This window comes from Microbacterium sp. HA-8, assembly GCF_046111165.1.
Taxonomy (GTDB): Bacteria; Actinomycetota; Actinomycetes; order Actinomycetales; family Microbacteriaceae; genus Microbacterium.
In genome coordinates this window covers 149,794-175,432 of record NZ_CP162025.1, presented here as the reverse complement: position 1 = coordinate 175,432, position 25,639 = coordinate 149,794, and the positions used below count along the sequence as shown (strand labels likewise).

At 71.2% G+C, this 25,639-nt stretch carries 17 protein-coding genes; 7 read left to right on the top strand and 10 right to left on the bottom strand.

What is annotated here, in order from left to right:
• Positions 1-75: 75 nt before the first annotated feature.
• The 6 genes from AB2L57_RS00820 to AB2L57_RS00795 form a co-directional block, all read right to left on the bottom strand.
• Positions 76-2,442 (bottom strand): ATP-binding cassette domain-containing protein, encoded by a 2,367-nt coding sequence (locus tag AB2L57_RS00820; RefSeq protein WP_409047847.1) that lies wholly within the window; start codon positions 2,440-2,442, stop codon positions 76-78.
• Positions 2,443-2,539: 97 nt separating this feature from the next.
• Complete coding sequence (locus tag AB2L57_RS00815; protein WP_409047846.1) at positions 2,540-2,800, bottom strand: DUF6458 family protein; 261 nt, start codon at positions 2,798-2,800, stop codon at positions 2,540-2,542.
• A gap of 157 nt (positions 2,801-2,957) precedes the next feature.
• The gene (locus AB2L57_RS00810) at positions 2,958-5,066 is read right to left on the bottom strand and encodes an acyl-CoA dehydrogenase (protein WP_409047845.1); all 2,109 of its coding nucleotides are present in this window, start codon (positions 5,064-5,066) and stop codon (positions 2,958-2,960) included.
• A 181-nt stretch (positions 5,067-5,247) separates the two neighbouring features.
• Positions 5,248-6,930: a formate--tetrahydrofolate ligase gene (locus AB2L57_RS00805; protein ID WP_409047844.1), complete on the bottom strand. Its 1,683-nt coding sequence runs from the start codon at positions 6,928-6,930 to the stop codon at positions 5,248-5,250.
• Between the two features lie 398 nt (positions 6,931-7,328).
• Positions 7,329-9,257 carry a DNA helicase RecQ gene (gene recQ, locus AB2L57_RS00800; RefSeq protein WP_409048655.1) on the bottom strand — a complete coding sequence of 643 codons (1,929 nt, stop codon included), beginning with the start codon at positions 9,255-9,257 and terminating at the stop codon, positions 7,329-7,331.
• 153 nt (positions 9,258-9,410) lie between these two features.
• The gene (locus AB2L57_RS00795) at positions 9,411-10,022 is read right to left on the bottom strand and encodes a hypothetical protein (protein WP_409047843.1); all 612 of its coding nucleotides are present in this window, start codon (positions 10,020-10,022) and stop codon (positions 9,411-9,413) included.
• Between the two features lie 144 nt (positions 10,023-10,166).
• Between AB2L57_RS00795 and AB2L57_RS00790 the strand changes: the two genes are divergently transcribed.
• Positions 10,167-11,378 carry an integrase gene (locus tag AB2L57_RS00790; protein ID WP_409046856.1) on the top strand — a complete coding sequence of 404 codons (1,212 nt, stop codon included), beginning with the start codon at positions 10,167-10,169 and terminating at the stop codon, positions 11,376-11,378.
• Between the two features lie 183 nt (positions 11,379-11,561).
• On the opposite strand, the gene AB2L57_RS00785 is transcribed toward AB2L57_RS00790, so the two are convergent.
• Positions 11,562-14,084 (bottom strand): DEAD/DEAH box helicase, encoded by a 2,523-nt coding sequence (locus AB2L57_RS00785; protein ID WP_409047842.1) that lies wholly within the window; start codon positions 14,082-14,084, stop codon positions 11,562-11,564.
• A gap of 298 nt (positions 14,085-14,382) precedes the next feature.
• On the opposite strand from AB2L57_RS00785, the gene AB2L57_RS00780 reads away from it, so the two are divergent.
• The 5 genes from AB2L57_RS00780 to AB2L57_RS00760 all read left to right on the top strand — a co-directional run bounded on the left by AB2L57_RS00780 (position 14,383) and on the right by AB2L57_RS00760 (position 19,278).
• Positions 14,383-14,727 carry a GNAT family N-acetyltransferase gene (locus AB2L57_RS00780; RefSeq protein ID WP_409047841.1) on the top strand — a complete coding sequence of 115 codons (345 nt, stop codon included), beginning with the start codon at positions 14,383-14,385 and terminating at the stop codon, positions 14,725-14,727.
• Positions 14,724-15,734 carry a pirin family protein gene (locus AB2L57_RS00775; protein ID WP_409047840.1) on the top strand — a complete coding sequence of 337 codons (1,011 nt, stop codon included), beginning with the start codon at positions 14,724-14,726 and terminating at the stop codon, positions 15,732-15,734. The genes AB2L57_RS00780 and AB2L57_RS00775 overlap by 4 nt, the downstream gene beginning before the upstream one ends.
• Positions 15,735-15,816: 82 nt before the next feature.
• Complete coding sequence (locus AB2L57_RS00770; protein ID WP_409047839.1) at positions 15,817-16,368, top strand: ECF transporter S component; 552 nt, start codon at positions 15,817-15,819, stop codon at positions 16,366-16,368.
• 220 nt (positions 16,369-16,588) lie between these two features.
• Complete coding sequence (locus AB2L57_RS00765) at positions 16,589-18,430, top strand: ABC transporter ATP-binding protein (RefSeq protein WP_409047838.1); 1,842 nt, start codon at positions 16,589-16,591, stop codon at positions 18,428-18,430.
• Complete coding sequence (locus AB2L57_RS00760) at positions 18,427-19,278, top strand: energy-coupling factor transporter transmembrane component T (protein WP_409047837.1); 852 nt, start codon at positions 18,427-18,429, stop codon at positions 19,276-19,278. The genes AB2L57_RS00765 and AB2L57_RS00760 overlap by 4 nt, the downstream gene beginning before the upstream one ends.
• 217 nt (positions 19,279-19,495) lie before the next feature.
• Here the strand turns inward: AB2L57_RS00760 and AB2L57_RS00755 are convergent, their stop codons facing one another.
• A complete protein-coding gene (locus AB2L57_RS00755) occupies positions 19,496-20,659 on the bottom strand; it encodes an acyl-CoA dehydrogenase family protein (RefSeq protein ID WP_409047836.1) in 1,164 nt (387 codons plus the stop codon).
• 135 nt (positions 20,660-20,794) lie between these two features.
• Positions 20,795-21,790, bottom strand: a complete 996-nt coding sequence (locus AB2L57_RS00750; RefSeq protein ID WP_409047835.1) for a M15 family metallopeptidase — start codon at positions 21,788-21,790, stop codon at positions 20,795-20,797.
• 110 nt (positions 21,791-21,900) lie between these two features.
• On the opposite strand from AB2L57_RS00750, the gene AB2L57_RS00745 reads away from it, so the two are divergent.
• On the top strand, positions 21,901-22,947 hold the full coding sequence (locus tag AB2L57_RS00745) for an Rv2578c family radical SAM protein (RefSeq protein WP_409047834.1): 1,047 nt from the start codon (positions 21,901-21,903) through the stop codon (positions 22,945-22,947).
• A gap of 296 nt (positions 22,948-23,243) precedes the next feature.
• Here AB2L57_RS00745 and AB2L57_RS00740 read toward each other — a convergent pair whose 3' ends face one another.
• Positions 23,244-25,406 carry a DEAD/DEAH box helicase gene (locus AB2L57_RS00740; RefSeq protein WP_409047833.1) on the bottom strand — a complete coding sequence of 721 codons (2,163 nt, stop codon included), beginning with the start codon at positions 25,404-25,406 and terminating at the stop codon, positions 23,244-23,246.
• Between the last annotated feature and the right edge of the window lie 233 nt (positions 25,407-25,639).

The window sequence follows — 25,639 nt, the reverse complement described above, 5'->3', positions numbered from 1 at the left end:
CGGGGCGTTATCCGTCGAACAGCCTAACCCGGGGTCTCGACCGCTCCCGACGCCTGTGAGTATCCGGGTACCCGGTCACGCCCCGGATCGGACGTAGTCCCGCAGGTGGCGGGCGGTGAGCGTCTCGGCGGTCTCGACGAGCCGCTCGGGCGTGCCCTCGAACACGACCCGGCCGCCATCGTGGCCCGCCCCCGGGCCGAGGTCGATGATCCAGTCGGCGTGCGCCATGACGGCCTGATGGTGCTCGATCACGATGACCGAGTTGCCGGCATCCACCAGCCTGTCGAGCAGCCCGAGCAGGTTGTCGACGTCGGCGAGGTGCAGACCCGTCGTCGGCTCGTCGAGCACGTAGATCGCGCCCTTCTTCGCCATGCTGATCGCGAGCTTGAGCCGCTGACGCTCGCCGCCCGAGAGGGTGTTGAGGGCCTGGCCGAGTGTGATGTAGCCGAGGCCGACATCGATCATGCGGGCGAGTGTCGTGTGCGCGGGACCCGACGGGAAGAACTCGGCCGCCTCGACCGCCGACATCGCCAGCACCTCGGCGATGTTCTTGCCCTCGAGGGTGTACTCGAGCACCTCGTCGCTGAAGCCCGTGCCCTCGCAGAGCTCGCAGAGCGTCTCGACGGTGGACTGGAAACCGAGTTCGGTGACGATCACGCCGAGGCCCTTGCAGGCGATGCAGGCCCCCGCTGAGTTGGCGCTGAAGAGCGCCGGCTTCACGCCATTGGCCTTCGCGAAGGCGGTACGCACAGCATCGAGGATGCCGGTGAAGGTGGCGGGGCTCGATCGCCGCGACCCCTTGATCGGCGCCTGATCGACGACGACGACGTCGTCGAACGCGGGGACGTTGCCGTGGATGAGCGAGGACTTGCCCGACCCGGCGACGCCCGTGACCACCGTGAGCACGCCCAGGGGGATGTCGACGTCGACGCCGACGAGGTTGTGCTGCGACGCCCCGCGCACCTCGAGCGCCCCGCGGGCCGCGCGTGACGAGGTCTTCAGCCGCGCCCGGTGATCGAGATGCCGCCCCGTGAGCGTGCCCGATGCCCGCAGCCCTGCGACATCGCCCTCGTACTGGATCTCGCCCCCGTGGCGCCCGGCGCCCGGCCCCAGATCGACGACGTGGTCGGCGATCTCGATGACCTCGGGCTTGTGCTCGACGACGAGCACCGTGTTGCCCTTGTCGCGCAGCTGCTGCAGCAGCGCGTTCATGCGCTGGATGTCGTGCGGGTGCAGACCCGCCGTCGGCTCGTCGAAGACGTACGTGATGTCGGTCAGGCTCGAACCCAGATGCCGGATCATCTTCGTGCGCTGCGCCTCACCACCCGACAGCGTGCCGCTGGATCGGTCGAGCGAGAGGTAGCCGAGCCCCACCTCGACGAAGGATTCCAGCGTGGCGGCGAGCCCCTCGATCAGCGGCCCGACCTGCGCGTCGTCGATGCTGCGCACCCACGCGGCGAGGTCGCTGATCTGCATCGCGGCGGCGTCGGCGATGTTGACGCCGTTGATGCGGGACGAGCGCGCGCCCTCGTTCAGGCGGGTACCCTCGCACGCCGGGCACGGGAGGAACTTCACGGCACGCTCGACGAAGGCGCGGATGTGCGGCTGAAGCGCGTCACGGTCCTTCTGCAGCATGCTCTTGGTGACCTTGGGCACGAGGCCCTCATAGGTCATGTTGATGCCGCCGATCTTGACCTTGGTCGGCTCCTTGTAGAGAAAATCGGCGCGCTCGGTCTCGGTGTAGTCCTGGATCGGCTTGTGGGCGTCGACGAAGCCGGACTCGGTGAATCCCTTCACCATCCACCCGTCGACGCTGTAGCCGGGGATCGTGATCGCACCCTCGGCGAGCGAGCGGGTCTTGTCGAACAGTTCGTCGAGGTCGATGTCGCTCGCCTCGCCGAGACCCTCGCACTCGGGGCACATGCCGCCGGTGATCTCGAACGCCCGGCGCTCCTTCGTGCCCTTCTTCGCCCCGGTCTGGATCGTCACCGCGCCCGCGCCCTTGATCGAGGGCACGTTGAAGGAGAACGCCTGCGGCGACCCGACGTGCGGCTGGCCCAGGCGGCTGAACAGCACCCGCAGCATGGCGTGCACATCCGTCGCGGTACCCACGGTCGAGCGCGCATTCGCGCCCATGCGCTCTTGGTCGACCCGGATGGTGGCGCTGAGATTCTCGAGCGCATCGACCTCGGGGCGCTGCAGCTGCGCCATGAACTGCTGCACGAACGTGGGGTAGGTCTCGTTGATCAGCCGCTGGGATTCGGCGGCGATCGTGCCGAACACGAGCGAGGACTTGCCCGATCCGCTGACGCCCGTGAAGACCGTCAGGCGCCGCTTGGGGATCTCGAGCGAGACGTGCTTGAGGTTGTTCTCGCGCGCCCCCACGACGCGGATCACCCCGTGCACGTCGGCGATGGATGCTGCGGCCTGCTCATCCGGCATGTGATGCCCCTCTCTGCCGGGCACCAGTGTGCCCGATCCCGCGGACATCCGCTGTCCTCGGGATCGGGCAGAGCGCCGGAGCGTCGGGCCCGAAGCGTCAGACCCGCGGGTCGTCGGGCGCCGAGGCTTCGTGCTGCGTGACACGCGTGCCCGAGGCCGGGTCGACCTGCGTGCGCGTGGTCGACGAGGCGCTGCGGCGGCGCGCGAGCAGTGCGATGCCGATCAGCGTCACGATCGCACCCGCGCCCATGAGGATGTAGCCGACGGTCGTGATCTCGATCCAGCCGAGATCGAGGTTGAGCGCGAACGCGCAGATCGCGCCGATCGCGAAGAGGAAGATTCCGAAACCGATACTCATGACATTCCTGCTTCCTTGGTCGGGGCGGCCTTCTGGGCCGTGCCAACCGACGAAGCTACGCGGGATGCCCCGCTGACGCGAGGGCGTTGCGCGGCGAGCGCCCGATGCGGTATCACGCGCCGCGGGGCGCAGCGCGTGATACCGCGAGCGAGAGGGCTCACCGCCTCGCGCGCGCGACCTTCTCCGGCACGGGGGCCTCACCCGATGCCTCCAGGGCGGCGACGTATTCGCGCGCCTCGTCCTGCCGCGCCTTCTCCGCCCCGGACGCGATCGGCGCCCGCACGTGTTCGGGCGCATATCCGAACGCATCGACCAGATCGAGCGCGTGCGGACGCAGCCGCGCGCACAGGCGATCGATGTAGCTCGAGACCGCGGCCGCCCGCTGGGTGGAGAGGCGCCCGTTGATGAGGTACCACGCCAGGTGCTTCTCGATCAGCGTCAACCCGAACAGGTCCCGCAGCCAGGTCAGCACCTGCCGGGTGCCCTCGTCGCTCGTGCGGGCGACAGCATCCGTGAACGCCTCCCACTGCAGCAGTTCGCCGTGCGCCCGCGCCGCCTCGATGAGCTCCGACTGATTGGCGTTGAACAGCTCGGCGGCATCCTCCTTCGGCAGCTTCGCCGCCGGCCGCAGGCGCCCCGCGACATCGGCGATCATCTGCTGCACGCGACCGGTGAGCAGCTCCTGCTGCTGGTCGGCGCGCAGGCCCCGCTCGACCGACCGCGCGACCTGGCCGAGGTCGACCACCGTCTGACCGAGCTGACGCAGCCCCGCGCCGTGGAACACCTTGCCGGCGGTCTGGCCGACCGCGTAGGCGGCGAGCGCCTTGGCATCCTTGCCGGTGAACTGCTTGGCGTAGTCGCTGAGCAGTCGCTTGCCCACGAGCTGGAGCAGCACGTTGTTGTCGCCCTCGAACGTGACGTAGACATCGAGGTCGGCGCGCAGGCCGACCAGACGGTTCTCGAAGAGGAACCCGTTGCCGCCACACGCCTCGCGGGCCTCCTGGAGCGTGTCGAGCGCGTGCCACGTCGAGAGCGGCTTGAGCGCGGCGGCGAGGGTCTCGAGGTCCTCGCGGTCGGCGTCGGTGTCGGCGGCGCCACTGAAGACGGCGTCGAACTTCTGCAGGAACTCGTCGTGCGCGAAGATCTGGGCGTAGGTCGTCGCGAGGCGCGGCAACAGACGACGTTGGTGACGCCCGTAGTCCATCAGCACCACCTCGTCGGTGCCCGTGCCCGAGTCGAACTGCCGGCGCTGGGTGGCATAGGTGATCGCGATCTTCAGCCCGAGGGCCGAGGCCCACGCCGCCGCGCCGTCGAGCGAGACGCGGCCCTGGACGAGCGTGCCGAGCATCGTGAAGAATCGGCGGCCGGGGCTTGCGATGGCGCTCGAGTACGTGCCGTCGGGGGCGACATCGCCGTACTTGTTGAGCAGGTTCGTGCGGGGGATGCGCACGTGGTCGAAGTGCAGGCGACCGTTGTCGATGCCGTTCAGACCACCCTTGAGTCCGTCGTCCTCGCCGCCGATGCCGGGCAGGAACGCGCCGCTCTCATCTCGCAGGGGGACGTAGAAGCAGTGCACACCGTGGTTGACGCCGTTCGTGATCAGCTGCGCGAACACGGTGGCGGCGATCCCGTGGAGGGCTGCGTTGCCGAGGTAGTCCTTCCACGCCCCGCGGAAGGGGGTGTGGATGACGAACTCCTCGGTCGCGGCGTCGTAGGTCGCCGTCGTGCCGATGGCCGCGACATCCGAGCCGTGGCCCGTCTCGGTCATGGCGAAGGCGCCGGGGATCTCGAGACTCATGATGCCGGGCAGCCAGGCATCGTGGTGCTCCTTCGTGCCCAGCTGCAGCACGGCCGACCCGAACAGACCCCACTGCACTCCCGATTTGATCTGCAGGCTGGGGTCGGCGGCGACGAGTTCTTCGAAGCCCGCGATGTTCGCGCCGTTGTTCGCCTCTCCGCCGTACTCGACGGGGAAGGCACGATGCACCCCGCCGTTCTCGACCAGAAGGTGCAGCTGGCTCAACACGCGCTCGCGGTGCTCGTCCTTGCCGAGGTCATCGACCCGCCAGAACGCCGGGTCCTTGATCATCTCGCGCGCCTCGCGCCGCGTGTCGGCCCACGTGCCGAGCAGCATGTCGGTCACCTGGTCGACGTCGATGCGCGCTTCAGCGGCCTCGGCCGCGCTGTTCGGTGCGGTGCGGGCGCCTCCGGCCGGCGTGCGGCGGGCGGTGGCGGGCTTGTTCGGTCGGACGGCGGCGTCGGCCATGAGGCATCCTCTCGTCGCGGAAAGGGGGATGCTCCGATGGTAGGACTGCGACAACGATGCGCGAACTCGACTGTGGGGTATAGCCAATGTTTGCGACGGTTCGCGCGACCCGCGATTGTGGCCAACCCACAGCCCCCGGTCGCCCCGCGAGCGCAGCGAGACGAAACGCCCACCACCGTCCTCAGAAGAGGCCGCTGATCCGCCCGTCGTCGGTCACATCGATGGATGCTGCAGCCGGCCGCTCCGGCAAGCCCGGCATCGTCATGATCTCGCCGCAGACCATGACGACGAACTCGGCTCCCGCCGCCAGTCGCACCTCGCGGATATCGACGACGTGGCCCGTCGGCGCACCCCGCAACCGGGGGTCGGTCGAGAACGAGTACTGCGTCTTCGCGACGCACACGGGGTACCGGCCGTACCCCTCGTCCTGGAGCCGACGCAACTGCGCACGCACGGCAGTGGACGCGGTGATGTCGGCGGCGCCGTAGACGCGCGTCGCGATGGCGCGCATCTTCTCCCAGAGCGTCGCATCGTCGTCGTAGGTGTAGACGGGCGCGGACGCGGGTCCATCACCGCAGAGCCGGATGACCTCCCGCGCGAGGTCCTCGGCGCCCGCGCCGCCCTCCGCGAAGTGCCGCGCCTCGACGGCGGCGACCCCGCTCCGTCCGACGGCGGCGAGGAGCGCCGACACCTCGGCATCCGTGTCGTCCGCCCGGCGGTTGATCGCGACCACGCAGGGCAGCCCGTACACGTCGCGGACGGTGCGGATGTGACGTTCGAGGTTGGCCATGCCGCGCTCGAGCGCGGCGACGTCCTCGACCGGCAGATCTGCGAGCGCCACGCCGCCGTGGTACTTCAGCGCGCGCACCGTCGCGACGATCACGGCGGCGTCGGCATGCAGCCCCGACGCGCGCCCCACGATGTCGACGAACTTCTCGGCGCCCAGGTCGGCACCGAACCCCGCCTCGGTCACGACGTATTCGGCGAGATGAAGCGCAGCATCCGTCGCCAGGACGCTGTTGCAGCCGTGCGCGATGTTCGCGAACGGGCCGCCGTGGACGAGCGCCGGGGTGTTCTCGAGGGTCTGCACGAGGTTGGGGGCGAGCGCGTCGCGCAGGATCGCGGCCATCGCCCCGTGCGCCTCGAGATCGGCGGCGGTGACCGGTCGGCGCTCGCGGGTGCGGGCCACCACGATCCGGCCGAGGCGCTGCTTGAGGTCGGCGAGGCTCGTGGCCAGGCAGAAGATCGCCATCACCTCGCTCGCGACGACGATGTCGAACCCGCTCTCGCGGGGGTAGCCGTTTCCCGGCCCGCCGAGGCCCGTGACCGTGTCGCGCAGCGCCCGGTCGTTGACATCGAGCACCCGCCGCCACGTCACGCGGCGCACGTCGATGCCGAGGGCGTTGCCGTGGTGGATGTGGTTGTCGATCATCGCCGCGAGCAGGTTCGTGGCGACGCCGATCGCGGCGAAGTCGCCCGTGAAATGCAGATTGATGTCTTCCATCGGCACGACCTGCGCGTACCCGCCGCCCGCGGCACCGCCCTTCATGCCGAACACGGGCCCCAGGGCGGGCTCGCGCAGGCAGATCATGGCCCTTTCGCCCAGTCTGGTGAGCGCGTCGCCGAGACCGACGGTGGTCGTCGTCTTGCCCTCGCCGGCGGGTGTGGGGGAGACGGCGGTGACGAGCACGAGCCGACCGCGCGGGCGATGGCCGAGCCGCGCGAGAAAAGGCAGCGAGATCTTGGCCTTGTATCGCCCGTAAGGCACGAGCGCGTCATCCGGGATGCCGAGACCCGCCGCCACCTCGTCGATCGGTCGCATGCGCGCCGCCTGTGCGATCTCGATGTTGCTCGGAGTCGCCATCGATCCTCCCGTCGTCGTCGACGTTCGGGGTCAGCCTAACCCCGCGCCCGCGCCCGCTGCGGCGGGGCTCGCGGCGGCGGGGGGGGGCGCTGCGGCGGGGGGCGCTGGCGCCGGGGGTCGCGGCGCCGGGGGTCGCGGCGGCGGGGCTCGCTGCACGGGGCGTTGGGGCGTCAGCGCGACGTTGGGGCGTGCTGCAGCGCGCCCCAACGTGATTTCAACGCCCCAACGCCGAAGGATGGGCGCGCAGGCGGGCAGGCGGGCAGGCGCGCAGCCGAGGCGCTCTGGCTGCTGGCGCTGTGGGACGGCCCGCCGCCGAAGCGCTCTGTACGCCCCCGACGAGATCGATATCGGCGCGCATCACCGCGCACCTCGATCAGGTGCTCACCGGCTGAGCGGGGTCAGGCCGCGGCGATCACCGCGAGCACGGCCTCGCCGTAGGCCTCGCGCTTCTTCTCTCCGATGCCCGAGATGCCGCCGAGCTCGGCCTCGCTCGCGGGTCGATGCTCGGCGAGCGCGCGCAGTGTCGCATCGCCGAAGACGATGTAGGCGGGCACGCCCTGGCGCCGCGCCTCCTCGGCGCGCCACGCGCGGAGCGCCTCGAAGAGCGGCTGGTCGGCCTCGCCGAGCGACGCGGACGCCGCCGAGCGCCGCCCGCGGGATCCCCCACCCCCCGATCCGCCGCCGCGGCCGAGGACGTCGCGACGCAGGGGCACGGGCGTCGTACCCGAGAGGACGCCCGCGCTGACCTCGCTGAGCGCGAGCGTGCCGTACTCGCCCTTGGCGACGAGGATGCCGCGGGCCAGCAGCTGGCGGATGACGCTGCGCCAATCCTGCTCCGACAGATCGGCGCCGATGCCGTACGTCTTGAGGGCGTCGTGACCCTGCTGCGCGATGCGGTCGGTCTTCGCCCCGCGCAGGATGTCGATCAGATGCCCCGCGCCGAACGCCTGCCCGCGTTCGCGCTGCAGCCGCACGATCGTGGAGAGCAGCTTCTGCGCGGGGATCAGGCCGTCCCAGGTCTCGGGAGGCGTGAGGCACGTGTCGCAGTTGCCGCACGGGCCCGCCTCCTGCCCGAAGTAGCCGAGCAGGTTCTGTCGACGGCACGCCACGGTCTCGCAGAGGGCGAGCATCGCGTCGAGGTGCTGGCCGAGCCGCATCTTGTAGGTGCGGTCGCCGGGGCTCTGATCGATCATGCGCCGCTGCTGCACGACGTCGCCGAGCCCGTACGCCATCCACGCGAGCGAGGGCTCGCCGTCTCGACCGGCGCGCCCTGTCTCCTGGTAGTAGCCCTCGACGGATTTGGGCAGATCGATGTGCGCGACGAAGCGCACGTCGGGCTTGTCGATCCCCATGCCGAAGGCGATGGTCGCGACCATGACGACGCCGTCCTCGCGCAGGAACCGGGACTGGTGCAGCGCCCGCGTCGAGGCGTCGAGACCGGCGTGGTACGGCAGCGCGTCGATGCCCTGCGTGCGCAGGTAGGCGGCCGTCTGGTCGACGCTCTTGCGGCTGAGCGCGTAGACGATGCCCGCCGCACCGTCGGGCATCGAGCGCAGGAATGCCAGCAGCTGCTTGCGCGGCTCGACCTTGGGTTCGATGCGGTACTGGATGTTGGGCCGGTCGAAGCTCGCGACGAAGTGCCGGGCCTGCGGCATCTGCAGCCGCTCGGCGATCTCGCGGTGCGTCGCGGGGGTCGCCGTGGCGGTCAGCGCGAGGCGCGGGACGCCCGGGAACCGCTCGGCCAGATCACCCAGACCGAGGTAATCGGGCCGGAAATCGTGCCCCCACTGCGACACGCAGTGCGCCTCGTCGATCGCGATGACGCTGAGCGCGCCGCGCTGGAGCAGGCGCAGGGTGGTCTCCGTGTTCAGGCGCTCCGGGGCGACGTAGAGCAGGTCGAGTTCGCCCGCGAGGTAGTCGCGCTCGACCTGCGCGCGCTCGGCGGGGGCCTGCGTCGAGTTGAGGTATGCCGCGCGCACGCCGTTGGCGCGCAGGGCATCGACCTGGTCGTGCATCAGCGCGATGAGCGGGCTGACCACGAGCCCCGTGCCCTCGCGCACGAGCGCCGGGATCTGATAGCAGACACTCTTGCCGCCGCCGGTGGGCATGAGCACGACGACATCTCCGCCGGCTGTGACGTGGTCGATGATCTCGGCCTGTTCGCCGCGGAACGCGTCGAACCCGTAGACGGTGCGAAGCGCCTCGAGCGGCGTCGCATACCGGCGCGGCGCCGGGCGGGGGGCGGATGCTGCCCCCGAGCCCGACGCGGACGACAAACCATCGCGCGGCGGCACGAACCCCTCGGGCGGGAGCGCGTCGACATCCATCGGCGGGGGCGCGTCATCCGGCGGGAACCATTCGTCCTCCGGGGGCGCCCACTCATCGAGGGGGTCACCCCACCGGGCGGGGTCGGGATCGCGCGGCGGCACCCGTCGAGTGTAACGACGTGCCCCGACATCCCGGTCCGAGCACCCTCTCGCTCAGGCGAATCCGCCGCCGCCGTCGAAACCGCCGATGAAGCCCCCGCCGTCGTACCCGCCGCCCGCGGCGCCCCCGCCGTCGTACCCGCCGTACGACCCGCCCCCGTACCCCGCACCGGCCGGGTCGGACGCCGCGAGGTCGGAGACCCACTCGGGCTCGCCCGACAGCGTCGCCGCGCCCGCGCCGGAGGCGAAGTACGACACGACGACCGCCGAGAGGATGAAATTGTGGGCCACGGCCGCGGTGATGGCGTTGGCCTGCAGGCTGTCCTCGAACCCGCGACGGGGATCGTCGACGGCCGTCGCGCCCTCGCGATCACGCACCGCGGTCGTGCCGCCGTTCGCGGCCGACAGGCGCCGCAGCACGCCCGCCATGAGCGCCGGCTGAGGCCTGCGGGCGTGCGCCTGCTCCTGCTCCTGCTCCGACATGAACGGCCGCAGGCGGTCGAACATCTCGCGCCGTTCGCGGGCCGAGAGCTCGCGGAACGCGGCGGCGTGGGCCTTCTCGATCACCTCGGCGGGCAGGGTCCCGAGCAGGTAGATGTAGCGCGACATCCGCTCTTCTTCGCTGAGCGCCTCATACGGGCTGCGCCGCCGCCTGAACAGGGCCATCAGGGCCACCCCCGATCCGTCGATGTGGCGGCCAGATTACGCCCGCCGGCCCGCCCGCGCCAGGCTCCGACGAGACTCAGCTAAAAGGTCCGGGAAGGGCTGCGCGTGCCTCACGTAGGAATGTCCGCGTAGTTCCCTGGGGTGATGAGCAGGGAGTTGTCGATGGCGGCGCGCCGTGAGATCACGAAGAAGTTCGCCCGCGAGTATGCGAAAGCAGGCAAGGAAGAGAAGGGCCGGCTGCTGGACGAGCTTGTGCACGCGACAGGCTGGACGCGTGATCACGCGCGCCGCGCGATCCGTGCCGCGAACGCACGCAAAGGTGCCGCGCGCGATCAGCAGCGTAAGCCGCGTGAGCGGAAGTACTCCTACGATGCGCTCGTGGTGCTGCAAGAAGTCTGGCGGCTGTCCGGGCAGCCGTCGGGAAAGTACTTCGCGGCGATCATGGACGACACCCTCGAACGCCTCGTCCGCTTCCGTGAGCTCGGCAAGGTCGAGCAGCGGGTCACACCGGAGGTGCTGGACGAGTTGCGATCGATGAGCGCCGCGACGATCGACCGGTACCTGAAACCGCACAAGGACGCCGCCTACCCGGTCGCGGTCTCGGGCACGAAGCCGTCCCACATCCTGCGCTCTTCGATCCCGACGCGCACCAGCATGGACGCCCCGCTGACCGTCCCGGGGTTCCTGGAGCTGGACACCGTCGCGCACTGCGGCCACTCCCTCAAAGGCGAGTTCCTGCGCACCCTGACCGGCACCGACCCGGTCGCGGGGTGGACGATGCTGCGCACGATCCGCAACAACGCCTACGTGCACGTGCACGGCGCCCTGGAATGGATGGTGAAGAACGCGCCCGTCCCGGTCGCCGGGCTCGACTTCGACAACGGATCCGAGTTCATGAACTGGGGCGTGATCGCCTGGGCGGACAAGAAGGAGATCCCCGTCACCCGGGGGCGTCCCTACAAGCACAACGACAACGCGCACGTCGAGCAACGCAACGGCGACTGGGTCCGCAAACACGCGTTCCGCTACCGCTACGAGACCGAGGCGGAGATGACCCTGCTCAACGAGCTCTGGGATTTCGTGATGGCCCGCAAGAACCATCTGCTGCCCTGCGTGAAAGCGATCGACTGGACCCACACCGCAGCCGGCCGGAAGAAGCGCGTCTACGACAAGCCACGTACCCCCTACCAGCGGTTGCTCGACGCCGGTGTGCTCGACGAGAAGACCCGCGCCCGACTGGAGCGCGAGCATGCGAAGCTGAACCCGGCACGGATCACCCGACGGATCAACCAGATCCAGCAACAACTCATCGAACTCGCCGCCGCCCGCACCCAGGGCACCCGCCCCGCCGCCTGAGCTACGCGGACATTTCACGTGAGGCAAGCATCACTCACTCCCGGACATCTTGACGTGAGGCAAGACGGGCTCGCGCGCGCCCCGGCGCAGAGGATGTCCCACTTTCTGTCGCCCACGCTCGCGCGGGGCGACAGAAAGTGGGACATCGGATCAGGGGCGCCGGGTGAAGCGGAGACCGCCGCCTCAGAGCCGGCGCACCTCGAGCACCCGCACGATGGCGGTGCCCTCCTCGGCCGAGGCTTCGAGGTCGACCTCCGCCCGGACGCGCCAGTCGTGGTCGCCCGCCGGATCGTCGATCGTCTGCTCGACCCGCCAGATGCCCCGAGCCGCGGCATCCGTCTCGTCGATCGCACACAGCGCGGGCGAGCGCGCCGGCCCGCCCGTGAGGATTTCGTCGTGCTCGTCGAAGTAGGCATCCAGCGCCGCCGACCAGTCGACGTCGGGGTCGAGATCGCCCAGTTCGTCGTCCTTCTGCAGCGCCGCGAGCTGCACGCGCCGGAACATCTCGTTGCGCACGAGCACCGTGAACGCCCGGCGGTTCACGACCACCGACGGCGGCGCGGGCGGCACGACACCCGAATCCGGTCCCTGAGTCTGTCGAAGGGCGGCGAGCGACGGATTCACGAGCGCCTCCCACTCGTCGACGAGGCTGGAGTCGACCTGCCGCACCAGTTCGCCCAGCCACTCGATCAGATCGAGCAGCGCCTCTGTGCGCGCCTCCGCCGGCACCGTCTGCCGGATCGCGCGGTACGCGTCGCTGAGGTAGCGCAGCACGAGCCCCTCGCTGCGTCCCAGCTGGTAGAGCGACACGAACTCCCCGAACGACAGCGCCCTCTCGAACATGTCGCGCACGACCGACTTCGGCGAGAGCTCGAAGTCGCGCACCCACGGCTGACTCGAGGCGAAGACCTCGAACGACTGCGCGAGCAGCTCGGCGAGTGGCTTCGGATAGGTGATCTCCTCGAGCGCCTCCATGCGCGCGTCGTAGTCCAGGCCGTCGCGTTTCATCGCCGCGACCGCCTCCCCGCGGGCGCGGAACTCCTGCTGGGAGAGCACCGGACGTGGGTCATCCAGCGTCGCCTCGATGACGCTCACGACATCGAGGGCGTAGTGTCCCGTTCCGGCGGCCCCGGGGGTGTCGAGGGGGTCGAGCAGGTCGATCGCGGCGAGCGCGAAGGGCGACAGCGGCTGGTTCAAGGCGAAGTTCGGCTGCAGATCGACGGTGAGGCGGATGCTGTCATCCTCACTCTCGACGATGCCGGCATCGCGCAGAGTCCGGAAGATCGCGATCGCCCGGCGCGCCAGCTCGTACTGCCGCGCACGCGGCTCGTGGTTGTCGAAGACGAGGGAGCGCACGTTCGCGAACACGTCGCCGCCGCGCGCGATGACGTTGATGAGCATCGCGGCGGTGAGCTGCATCCGCGGCTCGAGCGGCTCGGGCACGGCCTCGACGAGCTTCTCGAACGACGCCTCACCCCACGAGACGAAACCCTGCGGCGCCTTCTTCCGCACGATCTTGCGCTGCTTCTTGGGGTCGTCGCCCGCCTTGGCGATCGCGGCCGCGTTCTCGATCTCGTGGTCGGGCGCCATGGCCACGACCGTTCCCGCGGTGTCATACCCCGCCCGACCGGCCCGCCCGGCGATCTGGTGGAACTCGCGGGCGCTGAGGTGCCGCATCCGCTGTCCGTCGTACTTCGTCAGCGCGGTCAGCAGCACCGTCCGGATCGGCACGTTGATGCCGACGCCCAGCGTGTCGGTTCCGCAGATGACCCGGAGAAGACCGCGCTGGGCGAGCGTCTCGACGAGCCGCCGATAGCGCGGCAGCATCCCGGCGTGGTGCACCCCGATGCCCGCCCGCACGTACCGCGAGAGCGTGCGGCCGAAGCCGGTCGTGAAGCGGAATCCGCCGATCGCCTCGGCGATCTCGTCGCGCTGTGCGCGCGAGACGATCTTGATGCTCGAGAGCGCCTGCGCGCGCTCCATCGCCGCGGCCTGCGAGAAGTGCACGATGTAGATCGGCGCCTCGCCGGTGCCGAGAAGCTGCTCGACCTGCTCGTGGACGGGGATGCGGGCGTACGAGAAATGCAGCGGCACGGGGCGTTCGACCCCCGTCACCTCGGCGACGGCACGCCCGGTGCGACGTTCGAGATCGGACGCGATCACCGTCACATCGCCGAGCGTGGCCGACATCAGCACGAACTGCGCCCGGGGCAGCAGGAGCAGGGGAACCTGCCATGCCCAGCCGCGCTCGGGCTCGCCGTAGTAGTGGAACTCGTCCATGACGACCTGATCGACCGCCGCTCCGGCCCCCTCGCGCAGCGCGAGGTTGGCGAGGATCTCGGCGGTGCAGCAGATGATCGGCGCATCGGCGTTGACCGACGAGTCGCCCGTCACCATGCCGACGTTGCGGGCGCCGAAGATCTCGACGAGGGCGAAGAACTTCTCGCTGACGAGCGCCTTGATCGGGGCCGTGTAGTAGGAGCGCCCGCCTCGCGCCAGGCACGCGGCGTGCGCCGCGACGGCGACGAGCGATTTGCCCGTGCCGGTCGGTGTCGACAGGACCACGTGAGCACCGGAGACGAGTTCGATGATCGCCTCGTCCTGCGCCGGATAGAGCGAGAAGCCGCGGTGCTCGGCCCACAGGGTGAAGGCCTCGTAGATCTCGTCGGGGCCCGCGCCGTCCGGGATCGTGGCGAGCAGGTCCATGCCTCGAGTCTCGCGCATGCGCGTGGCGAGTCCCTCATCGGGGCGCGGCGCCGGGCGCCCGCCTCCGGCGCGGGCCGCCGGGCGGCCGCAGGCGCGGACCGACCGAGGCCGCCGGCGCGAGCCCACATTTTTGCAGCGACCCACCAGCCGTCGTGTGGTGTCTCGCTGCAAAAGTGTGGGTTGGGCGGCCGCAGCCCGGAGAAGCACGGCGCGGGATGCCGCAGCCCGGCGCCGTGGCGGAACACCCGGCCGCCCGCCTACGTTGGAGCGTGGTGACCGCCCCCAGCGAAGGAGCCGCATGTCAGATCCCACCCCCACGGTGACCCGCAACGACGCCGAGTCGCGCTACGAGCTGCACATGGGCGACACGCTCGCCGGATTCGCCGAGTACAGATCACGCGAGGACGGCCGCATGATCTTCACGCACACCGAGACCGATCCCGCCTTCCGCGGCCGGGGCCTGGCGGGGGTCCTCGCCTCGGAGGCGCTGGCCGACGCCGCCCGCGAGGGCGCCACGATCGTGCCCGCGTGCCCGTTCATCGCGAAGTACCTGAGCGAGAACGAGGTGCCCGGCGCCGTCATCGACTGGCCGCGGTCCTCGCAGGCGCAGGACTCCGCCGCCCCCGGCGAATCCCCCGCATGACCAGGCTCGACGCCGGCCCGGAGGAGGTGGAGGCGCCCGCCGCGTGCGACGGGCCGCGGGCCCTGCTGCTGCATTCGCGCGACGTGCCGCTGGGAGGCGTGCGCGCGATGGAGGTGCACCGCGCCCTCCCGCAGCGCGACCTGCCCATGGTGGGGGCCTGGTGCTTCCTCGACCGGTTCGGCCCGCAGGTCACGCGCATGCGCGTCGAACCGCACCCGCACATCGGGCTGCAGACCGTCACCTGGCCGTTCGAGGGCGAGGTGCGCCATCGCGACACCGTCGGCAGCGATGTGCTCGTCGCGCGGGGCGCGCTCAACCTCATGACCAGCGGCGCGGGGATCGCGCACTCCGAGTACTCCACGGGCGCGGATGCTGTCGCCCTCGACGCACTGCAGCTCTGGGTCGCCCTGCCCGAGCATCGGCGCCACGGCGCACCGGAGTTCGAACGCCATGAGCGCCTCCCGATCGTGGCGCTCGGCGCCGACGGCGCGGAGGTCGCCGAGGCGACCGTCGTCATGGGACCCTTCGCGGGAGCGGTCTCGCCCGCGACCACGCACACCCCGCTCGTGGGCGCGGAGGTGCGCATCCGTCCCGGCGCGACCGTGCGTCTGCCGCTCGAGTCCGCGTGGGAGCATGCGCTCGTCGGCGTCTTCGGCGAGGTCAGGCTGGACGGCGACGATGCGGCGACGGATGCCGGGGCCACAGCATCCGGGATCACCGTCGGCGCGCACGACCTGCTCTACCTCGGCGTCCACCGCGACCACGTCGACGTCACGGCGGGCGACGAGGGCGCGACGATCTTCGTGCTCGGCGGCGAGCCGTTCGGCGAAGACATCGTGATGTGGTGGAACTTCGTCGGACGCAGTCACGACGAGATCGTCGCCGCCCGCGAGGAGTGGGAGGCCGACGCGCCGCGGTTCGGTCACGTCGTCGGGCACGGGCCGGAGCGCATCCCTGCCCCGCCCCTGCCGCACGTGCGACTGACCCCGCGCCGCCGGCGCCTGTGATGCCGGGGCCCGCGCCCCGAGCGGGCGCATTGTCACGGCGATCGCCGGACCCCTCCGCCGCGCCGGCCGATAGCCTGACCGGGTGCGCACACTGAACGCCCTCTCCACGCGCGTCCTGCTGATCTGCGCCGCGATCGGCGTCGCCACCGGGCTCGTCGGGGCGGTGGCGGGCTGGCTCACGCCTGTGGTGGTCGTTGCGCTGCCGATCGTCTACGGGCTGGTGCTCGGCTCGCACGTGCTGCCGGGGATCATCGCGCAGGAGCTGCTGCGCATGCCCTTCGTCGCGCTGCTCACGCACCTGATCGCCGCGCTCGTCGCCACCGCGTTCAACCCGGCCTGGGCCGGGCGGTTCCTGGGCACGGCGCTGCTGTTCGGCGCGATCCAGGAGGGCGTGGCCGCCCTCACCCGCTATCGGGCCTGGGGTGCGTGGCGCTTCTTCGTCTCGGCCGTCGTCATCGGCGCGGTCGTGGCGGTGGTGGTGGGGTTCGCGGCCGACCTCGCACGCCTGCCCCTGTGGGCACAGATCGTGTACATCGTGCTTTCGGTGCTGGGTCCGGTGGCCTGGACCGCCGCGGGACTGTGGGTCGGCGCCGCCCTCCGCCGCGCGGGTGTCGCGCGTCCGCCGCGGCGCTGACCCCCGCCCCGGCGCGCCCGCGCCCCGCGCCGGGCGCCCGCGCCCGGGCGCCGCGCCGCGCGACCCCGAGACGACATATTTGCAGCGAGCCACCACACGTCGGATGGTGGTTCGCTGCAAATATGTGGTCTCGACCGCCGAGAACCGCACCGCGCCACCCGAGCCACCCGCGCGCAGGTTAGGTCAGGCTAAGTTGGAGGGACACCTCCGAAGGCCTCTCGTGACAGCATCCACCCGCCCGCACAGGGCGCGCCCCACCCCCGGCACCCCCGCCGCGGCGGCCCTGCTGACCGCACGGGGCGTGTCGATCACCCACGTGGATGCTGTCGCCCCCACCCCGCGGGACGTGTCGTTCGCCGTCCGGCCCGGCGACGTCGTGCTGCTGATGGGGCCCAGCGGCTCGGGAAAATCCACCCTGACGCTCGCGATGAACGGCCTGATCCCCCACGCGGTCCCCGCCGATCTTGCGGGCACCGTCGACGTCGGGGGGATGGACACCGCCCGGACCCCGGTCGCGCGGCTGAGCGAGCGGGTCGCGATGGTCTTCCAGGATCCGGACGCGCAGCTGGTGACGGGGTCGGTACTCGACGAAGTCGCGTTCGGGCCGGAGAATCTGCGGCTGCCGGTGGTCGAGGTCCTCGCTCGCGCCGAAGCCGCCCTGCGGCGCGTCGGGCTCTGGGATCGGCGCGGCGAGAACCCGGAGCGACTCTCGGGCGGGGGGCGCCAGCGCCTGGCGATCGCGTGCGCGCTGGCGATGGGTTCCGACCTGCTGGTGCTCGACGAGCCCACCGCCAACCTCGATCCGTCCGGCATCGACGACGTGTACGCGGCGCTGGGCGATGTCGTCGCTGCGGGGGACCGGGCGATCGTGCTCGTCGAGCACAACCTCGATCAAGCGGTCGCCATCGCGACCCGCGTCGTCGTGCTGGACGCCGACGGGCGGGTGATCGCCGACGGCGGTGTCGACGACGTGCTGCGCCGGAGCGCCGAGGCGCTGCACGCACTGGGCGTGTGGCTTCCGACATCCACGCTCGCCGCGCTGCGGCTGCGGGCCGCGGGCTATGCGCTTGATCCGCTCCCTCTGACGCCGCCCGAGCTGCGCGCCGCACTGGACGGGGCGCAGCCGCCGGGTGCGCCCTTCGCGGAGCATGCCGGGGTCGGATCACCACAGCCGCCCGAGTCGCCCACGCCGCCCGACCCGCCCGCACCCGCCGAGCAACCGGCGACGCCCGACCCGCCCGCACCCGCCACGCTTCCCACCCCGCTGATCGGCGTGCGCGACCTCACCGTCACCCGCCGTCGTCGCGTGATCCTGCACCGCATCGACATCGACGTGCACGCCGGCGACTTCCTCGCGATCACGGGGGCGAACGGGGCGGGCAAGACCACCCTCGTGCAGGCGATCGCGGGGGTCGTCCCGCCGCCGCGAGGGCGGGTCCGGGTCGGCACGCTCGACCCCGGGCGGGCCGACCCCGGGGCGCTCTCGCGCGCGATCGGCTTCGTGTTCCAGAACCCGGAGCATCAGTTCGTCACGTCCACCGTGTTCGACGAACTCGCCCAGCCGCTGCGCCTGCGCCGCGTGCCCGAGAAGGACGTCGCGCACCGCGTGGACGAGATGCTGATGCGGTTCGGCCTGACCGGGCATGCGGCATCCCACCCATTCCTGCTCTCGGGTGGACAGAAGCGGCGACTCTCGGTCGGCACGGCTCTGATCGCGGGGGCGCCCGTGCTGGCGCTGGACGAGCCGACGTTCGGCCAGGATCGTGCCCGCGCCGACGAACTGCTCACCCTGCTGCGCAACCTGAACGCCGAGGGCACCACCGTCATCGTCGTGACGCACGACATGCAGCTGGTCGCCGAATACGCGACGCATACCGCGGTGCTCGGCGACGGGCGGCTGCTCGCCCATGGGCCCACCGCGCGGATCTTCGACGATGTCGCGCTGCTGCGACGGGCAGGACTGCGTCCCCCGCCGCTCGCCGACGCGCTGCGCGGCGTGTCCGGTCACCCCGAGCTGGACGGCGTCGTGAGCCTGACCGATCTGCCGGGAGCGTCATCGTGAGCACCGCGGCGATCGAGGCAGGCGCGGCCGCGGCGACGGCATCCCGCACCTTCGACCCCTATGCGCCGCCGCCGCCCGCCCCGGCGTGGCGCTTTCTGCACGGCATCGGGCCGCTGGCCAAAATCGCCGGGCCCCTCCCCGCGATGATCGCGCTCGTTCTCGTGCGCGACCTTGCCACGCCCGCGGCGTTCCTGCTGCTCGGGTACGCGGTGCTCCTCGTCGGTGCGCGACTGTCGGGGTGGATGCTGTCGACGCTCCTGCTGGGAGTCCCGGCGTTCCTCGTGCTCGTGGGCTTCGGGTTCGCCCTGTGGACCGACCCGTCGCGCATCGCCACGGACGTCGTCGCGCTGCGGATCGGCGGGTTCGTGCTCTACGGCGCGGCGCTCGAGATCGGATTCGCGACGGCGCTGCGTCTCGGCGCGATCCTCGTGCTCGCGCTGGTCGGCGGGCTCACGACGACCGGCACCGACCTCACGCGGGCGCTCGTGCAGCAGCTGCGCGTGCCCTATCGCATCGGATACACGGCCCTGGCCGCGCTGCGCTTCGTGCCCCGGTTCGGGCGCGAGCTCGAGGTGATCCGCGCGGCGCATCGGGTGCGCGGGGCGGCTCAGGGTCGCGGGCCGATCGCGGCGGCGCGGCGGCGCCTGGGATATGTGGTGCCCCTCCTGGCGGGGGCGATCCGCCATGCGGAGCGGGTGGCCCTGGCCATGGACGCACGGGCCTTCGGCGCCCATCCGCAGCGCACAGAGCGCCACCTGGTGCCCTGGCGCGTACGCGACACCGTGTTCGTCGCGGGGTTCTGGGCCGTGAGCGTGGCGCTGTTCGCTGTCCTGCACCCCTGGGGCTGACCGCGGCGCAGCGACCCGGGGCGCGCCTCGCGTGCCCCGCCCCGCGTGAGCCGCCCCGTCCCGCCCCGCGTGCGGGCCCCCGAATCCCCCGCGTTGGGGCGTTGAAATCACGTTGGGGCGCGCTGCTCCGCGCCCCAACGTGATTCTGACGCCCCAACGCCCGAATGCGCAGGGCCGAGGCACCGCACGCCGCGCGCCCGCCCGACGAGCCGCAGGCTCAGCGCCGCCCGGCGAGCTGGCGTCCGACGATCTCGCGCATGATCTCGTTGGTACCGCCGTAGATCCGATGCACCCGGGCATCGACGTACGCGCGAGCGATCGGATACTCGAGGATGTACCCGTATCCGCCGTGCAGCTGCACGCACACATCGAGCACCTCGCCCTCGCGCTCGGTCGTCCAGAACTTGACCTTCGCGGCCTCCTCGGCCGAGAGCTTGCCGTCCCTGTACAGCAGCATCGCCTTGTCGATGTAGGCCCACAGCGCATCGACGGTCGCCGCGACCCCCGCGAGCTGGAACCGCGAGTTCTGAAAGTCGATCACCGGCTGCCCGAACGCCTCGCGCGAGCGCGTGTACTCCAGCGTCCACTCCAGTCCCGCCTCGGATGCCGCCGCCGCGGCCACCGCGATCGACAGTCGCTCGAGGGGCAGGTTCTTCATGAGCTGCACGAAGCCGTGCCCCTCCTCGCCTCCGATGAGGTTCTCGGCAGGGACGAACACGTCGGCGTACGACAGCTCGGCCGTGTCGTGGCCGGCGAACCCCATCTTGTGCAGCTTCTTGCCCTGATCGAATCCCTCCGCGCCGCGCTCGACGACGAGCAGGCTGAATGCCTGCGGCCCGTCGCCCTCGCCGGTCTTGACGACGGTGATCACGATGTCGGCGGTCGCGCCGCTCGAGATGAAGGTCTTCGCGCCGTTGACGACGTAGCCGCCCTCCACGGCGCGCGCCGTGGTCGTGATGCCCCGCAGGTTCGATCCGGTGCCCGGCTCCGTCATCGCGATCGCGCCGATGATCTCGCCGGAGGCGAGCCCCGGCAGCCAGCGGGCCTTCTGCTCGGGGGTGCCGAAGTGCACGAAGTACGGCACGACGAGATCGTCCTGGATGCCGAGCGCACCCGCGAGCGACCCCGCCCCGGCGCGGATGACCTCCTCCATCACGACGGCACGGAACCGATAGTCATCCAGCATCCCGCCCCCGCCGTACTCCTCGGGGACCGCCAGCCCCAGGATCCCCGCCTCGCCCGCACGGCGCAGCGTCTCACGGTCGACCTCCCCCTCGGCATCCCAGCGCTCGCGCTGCGCGTTGGTCACGTAGCGCGAGATGAAGTCGCGCACCATGTCACGGAATGCGTCGTGGTCCTCGTCGTACAGGTCCCGCTCCATGGAACCCTCCTCTTCTCCTCGTCGAGATCACCGGCGATGTCGTGACGCTCGGTGCGGCGCTCCGATTCTAGGCCGGGTCACGGCATCCGGTCTCGTCTCGAATGACACCGGATGCCGCCGCCCGCGGCCATGGGTTCAGTCGAGGTAGGCGGGGGCTGCGGGAAGGCCGAAGAACTCCTCGAGCGTGTGGAAGCCTCCGGCATGGTACGCCGCGGCGAGCTCGGGACCGATGTAGCGCAGGTGCCAGGCCTCGGGGTCGTATCCGGTGATGGGGGTGTACCCCTGCTCGTATCGGACGATCCAGCCGAATTGCCAGCCGTTCTCGACCACCCAGGCCGACAGCGCCGATCCGCCGAACTGCTCGGACGAGCCGCAACCCGGGTCGCACGCGAAGACGTCGACGGCGAGCGCCGTCTGGTGCTCGCTGTAGCCCGGTCGGGCGGCAAGGCGCTCGCCCGCCTCGCGACCCAATTCGGCGACACGCTGGGAGTGGATGCGCTGCTGGATCGAGTAGCCCCGGTATCCGTTCTGCACGCCCAGCTGACCGACCCCGGCGGCGGACGCGGCGGACGCCATCTCGCCGAGCGTGGGGGCGATGTCGGTGCGGGCCGCGGCATTGGCCCCGTTGGTCGTGCCGGGCGGGGCGATCCAGTCGTATGGCGCGTAGTCGATGGGCTCGATCGGCAGCGTCTTGTTGACCACGAACCACACGTGCGAGGCGTCGCGCAGGTTCACGCACGGTGCCGCGCCGCCGATGACCGCCTGACGGAACCCCTCACCCCCGCCCGCAGCCGCGATCACCGCGGCGTCGTCGCCGGCCGCGAGGGCCTGCTGCACCTCGGGTCGGTCGCAGAGCGCCACCACCGCCGCCGGTTCGCCCGTGAACTGCGGAGCCGGGATCGAGGTGGCCCAGGGCGGCGGCGCGGTCGCAGAAGCAGAGGGGGATGCTGCGGCCCCGTCGCCGGCAGCACGACCGATACCACCACCCACGACGGCAGCCACACCGACGCCCGTCACGAGCAGCAGAACCAGCATCCCGGCGAGGATGAGCGCCGTGCGCGCACGCTCCCCGCGGCGGCGCAGAACCCGCGCATCGGCGCGCGAAACCGGGCCGGTGTCGGGTGCGGTCATGCCCTTCATTGTGCCCGAGCATGTCGAGTCGCGACGCGGCCAGGGATGTATGGTCGATGCAGCCTTCCAATGGGATTGCATCTGTGTCGCATCTGTGTTCGAATGATCAGATGAGGTGGCGTGGGCAACAGATCGGCGAGGTCGACACCAATGCGCTGCCCGGGCTCGAACGCATCGACGGCCTGGTCCGGTCGGTGACGACTCCCGAGTTCGCGGGCATCACCTTCCACGAGGTGGTCTCGCGCTCGGCGCTCAACCACGTGCCCGGCGCCTCGGCGATGCCGTTCGCGTGGACGATCAACCCCTACAGGGGCTGCACCCATGCGTGTGCCTACTGTTTCGCCCGCGGCACGCACGAGTATCTCGACCTCGACGGCGGGCACGACTTCGACTCGCAGATCATCGTCAAGACGAACGTCGCCGAGGTGCTGCGGCGAGAACTCGCCGCAACATCCTGGCAGCACGAGCACGTCGCCCTGGGCACCAACACCGACCCGTACCAGCGGGCCGAGGGGCGATACAGACTCATGCCCGAGATCATCAGCACACTCGCCGCGTCCGGCACGCCCTTCTCGATCCTCACGAAGGGCACACTCATCCGCCGCGACCTGCCGCTGCTGCACGCGGCTGCCGAAGAGGTTCCGGTCGATCTGTCCTTCTCGATCGCCGTCTTCGACGACGCCCTGCAACGCTCGATCGAACCAGGCACGCCGACCGCCGCGGCCCGACTCGACGCCGTCCGCGCTGCCGCCGACGCGGGTTTTGCCGTCACGGTCTTCCTCATGCCCGTGCTTCCGCACCTGGCCGACTCGGTGCCCGCGCTCGACGACGCCCTCGGGCGCATCAAGGCCGCGGGGGCCCGGCGGGTGATCTACGGGGCGCTGCACCTGCGACCGGGGGTCAAGCCCTGGTTCATGCAATGGCTCGAGCGACAGCATCCCGAACTCGTGTCGTCGTATCTGGGTCTGTATCCCGGTCAGAGCGCCGTCGCGCCGAAGGGCTACCGCACGTGGCTCGCCAAACGCGTGCGGCCGTTGCTGCGCGTGCACGGGCTCGACGGCAGTGACGAAGACGAGCTGCCGATGCGCGCGTCGCGGCCCGGGCCGGTGCGCACCACCGGGCCTGCTTCGACGACCGCGGCGCCCGCGCTGTTCTGACAGCGCGCTCGACTGACGCCATCGGCGGCGCCGTCGGCGCCCGCCCGCACCCCGACGGCGCCCGGTCAGCCGCGCCCGGATGGCGGCGGCCGGACGGCCCCGGCCCCGGCCCCGGCCCCGGCCCCGGCCCCGGCCCCGCGCCCGCACTTCTGCGGACGCCGAACCTACATTTTTGCAGCGAACCACCACACGTCGGATGGTGGCTCGCTGCAAAAATGTAGGTTCGGGGTTCGGGGCCCGGGCCGCGAATGCGAAAGGCGCCCCGGGCGAACCCGGGACGCCCTCGCGCGTGCGAACTACGCGGTGAGCTCGGCCAGTGTCGGGGCCGAGCCGGCGAGCTCGGCGATCACGTCGTCACCGGGGGCGGCATCCTCGAACGGAGCGACGATCTCGGCGCGATCGAGCATCTCGGTCATCTTGCGGCGACGCTGACGCGTGATGAGCGTGACGACTCGGCCCGTCGCGCCCGCACGGCCTGTGCGACCCGAACGATGCAGGTAGGTCTTGTACTCGTCGGGCGCGTCGGCCTGCACGACCAGGTCGATGTCATCGACGTGGATGCCGCGCGCAGCGACATCCGTCGCCACCAGCACGTTGACCCGGCCCGAGGTGAGACGCTCGAGGTTGCGCGTACGGCGCGCCTGATTGAGATCACCGTGCAGCGACACGGCCGGAATGCCGGCGTCATCGAACTGCTCCGCCAGCATCTCGGCATACGCGCGGGTGCGGGCGAAGACGAGGGTCTTGCCCTCGCGATCGACGAGCTGGTCGAGGATCTGCGCCTTGTCGCGGTGATCGATCACGAGCACACGGTGCTCGATCGTGCTGGAGTCCTGATCCTCGCCGGCGACCTCGTGCACGGCCGGCTCGACGAGGAACTCGTCGACGAGCGCCGAGACCTCGCGATCGAGCGTGGCCGAGAACAGCAGCTTCTGCGAACCGTCGGCGGTCAGGCGGAGGATGCGCTGCACGGGCTCGAGGAATCCGAGTTCGCACATGTGGTCGGCCTCGTCGAGCACGGCCACCTGCACGTCGCGCAGGTCGAGCTTGCCCTGGTTGACCAGGTCCTCGATGCGCCCCGGCGTGCCGATGATGATGTCGACGCCCTTCTTCAGCGCGCCCACCTGGCGCGCCTGCGGTACGCCGCCGTAGATCTGCGTGGTGAACAGTCCGACGCTGCGCGCGATGGGCTGGATCGTGCGGTCGATCTGCAGAGCCAGCTCGCGGGTCGGCGCAAGGATCAGCGCCTTGGGCTTGCGTCCGAACTCGCGGCGCTGCCCAGCCTGGCCGCGCAGCACGTTCTCGACGAGCGGCGCGCCGAACGCGATCGTCTTGCCCGAGCCGGTGCGCCCGCGGGCGAGCACGTCGCGGCCGGCGATGATCTCGGGAATCGTCGACGCCTGGATCGGGAAGGGGGATGCTGCGCCCAGCTCACCGAGCGCACGCACGATGTTCTCACCCAGGCCCAGATCACCGAAGCTCACTCCCTGCACATCCGACGCCTGGACGGCCTCGGCCTGCAGACGCTCGTGCACGACGTCGACGCGTTGCTCCTGAGCCGCGGTGCGGGCAGGGGCGTTCCAGTCGGCACGCGAACCCGCCGCGGCACCGCGGTCGTCACGGCGCGGGCGGTCGTCACGGCGCGGGCGGTCGTCGCGACGGGGGCGGTCGTCGAAGGTCCGCGCGGGTCGGTCATTCGGATACTCGCGACGGGCGGGACGCGCGGTACCGCTCGAGCGACCCGGCCGCTCATCGAACGAACGCGCGGGTCGGTCGCTCGAGTACTCACGACGGGCTGGGCGCTCGTTCGAGTACTCACGACGGGCGGGGCGCTCTCCGTCCTGGGTGCGACGCGCGGGGCGCTCGCCGTCGAACGATCTCGCGGGGCGCTCGTCGTACGAGCGACGCGGCCGGTCATCGAACGAACGCGCGGGTCGGTCGCTCGAGTACTCCCGGCGAGCCGGACGCTCATCGAACGAACGCGCGGGTCGGTCGTCGCGACGCGGACGCTCGTCGAACGACCTCGCCGGGCGCTCGTCGTACGAACGACGCGGACGGTCGTCGAACGAGCGGGCCGGCCGGTCGTTCGAGTGCTCACGGCGGGCAGGACGCTCACCGCCGACGGGGCGCCGGGCGGGACGCTCGTCGAAGGAACGCGCCGGGCGCTCCGGGCGCTCCGGGCGACGCGCGCCACCCGCGGCATGCGTGCGGATGCCGCGAGCCTCGTCGCGCCCCGCCTTCTCCTGGGCGCTCCAGCGACGCTTGGGCGCCGCCTCGGCAGCGTCGGGCTCGGCGGCGCGGAATCCACGGTGTCCGGCGCTGCGGCTACCCGGCTTCTGCCCACGGGCGTCGGCGGATCCACCGCGGTTGCGGTCGTGGAACGAGGTCTTGGTCTCGCCGCGGCGCGGCTCGAAGTTCTTGGCCGGGCGTCCGCCGGCGGGCTTCTTGTTCTTGGGCACGATGGTGTCCTTCTGGGTTGTCTCTTCGCGAGAACAGCGCTCCACGTCGTGTCGCAGCAGCGTGCGACACCCCCGCGCACAGGCGGACGGAGTAACCCGGACTATCGTCGGCCGGGGGCCATTCAACATGATGGTCGTCGGGGCGGAATCGCCCCCACCATCGGCCCCTTGGACTCACAAACCCATCCGCGCATCCCGCGCGGTGCCCAGAGCCGACTGGCCTACTGTAGCGG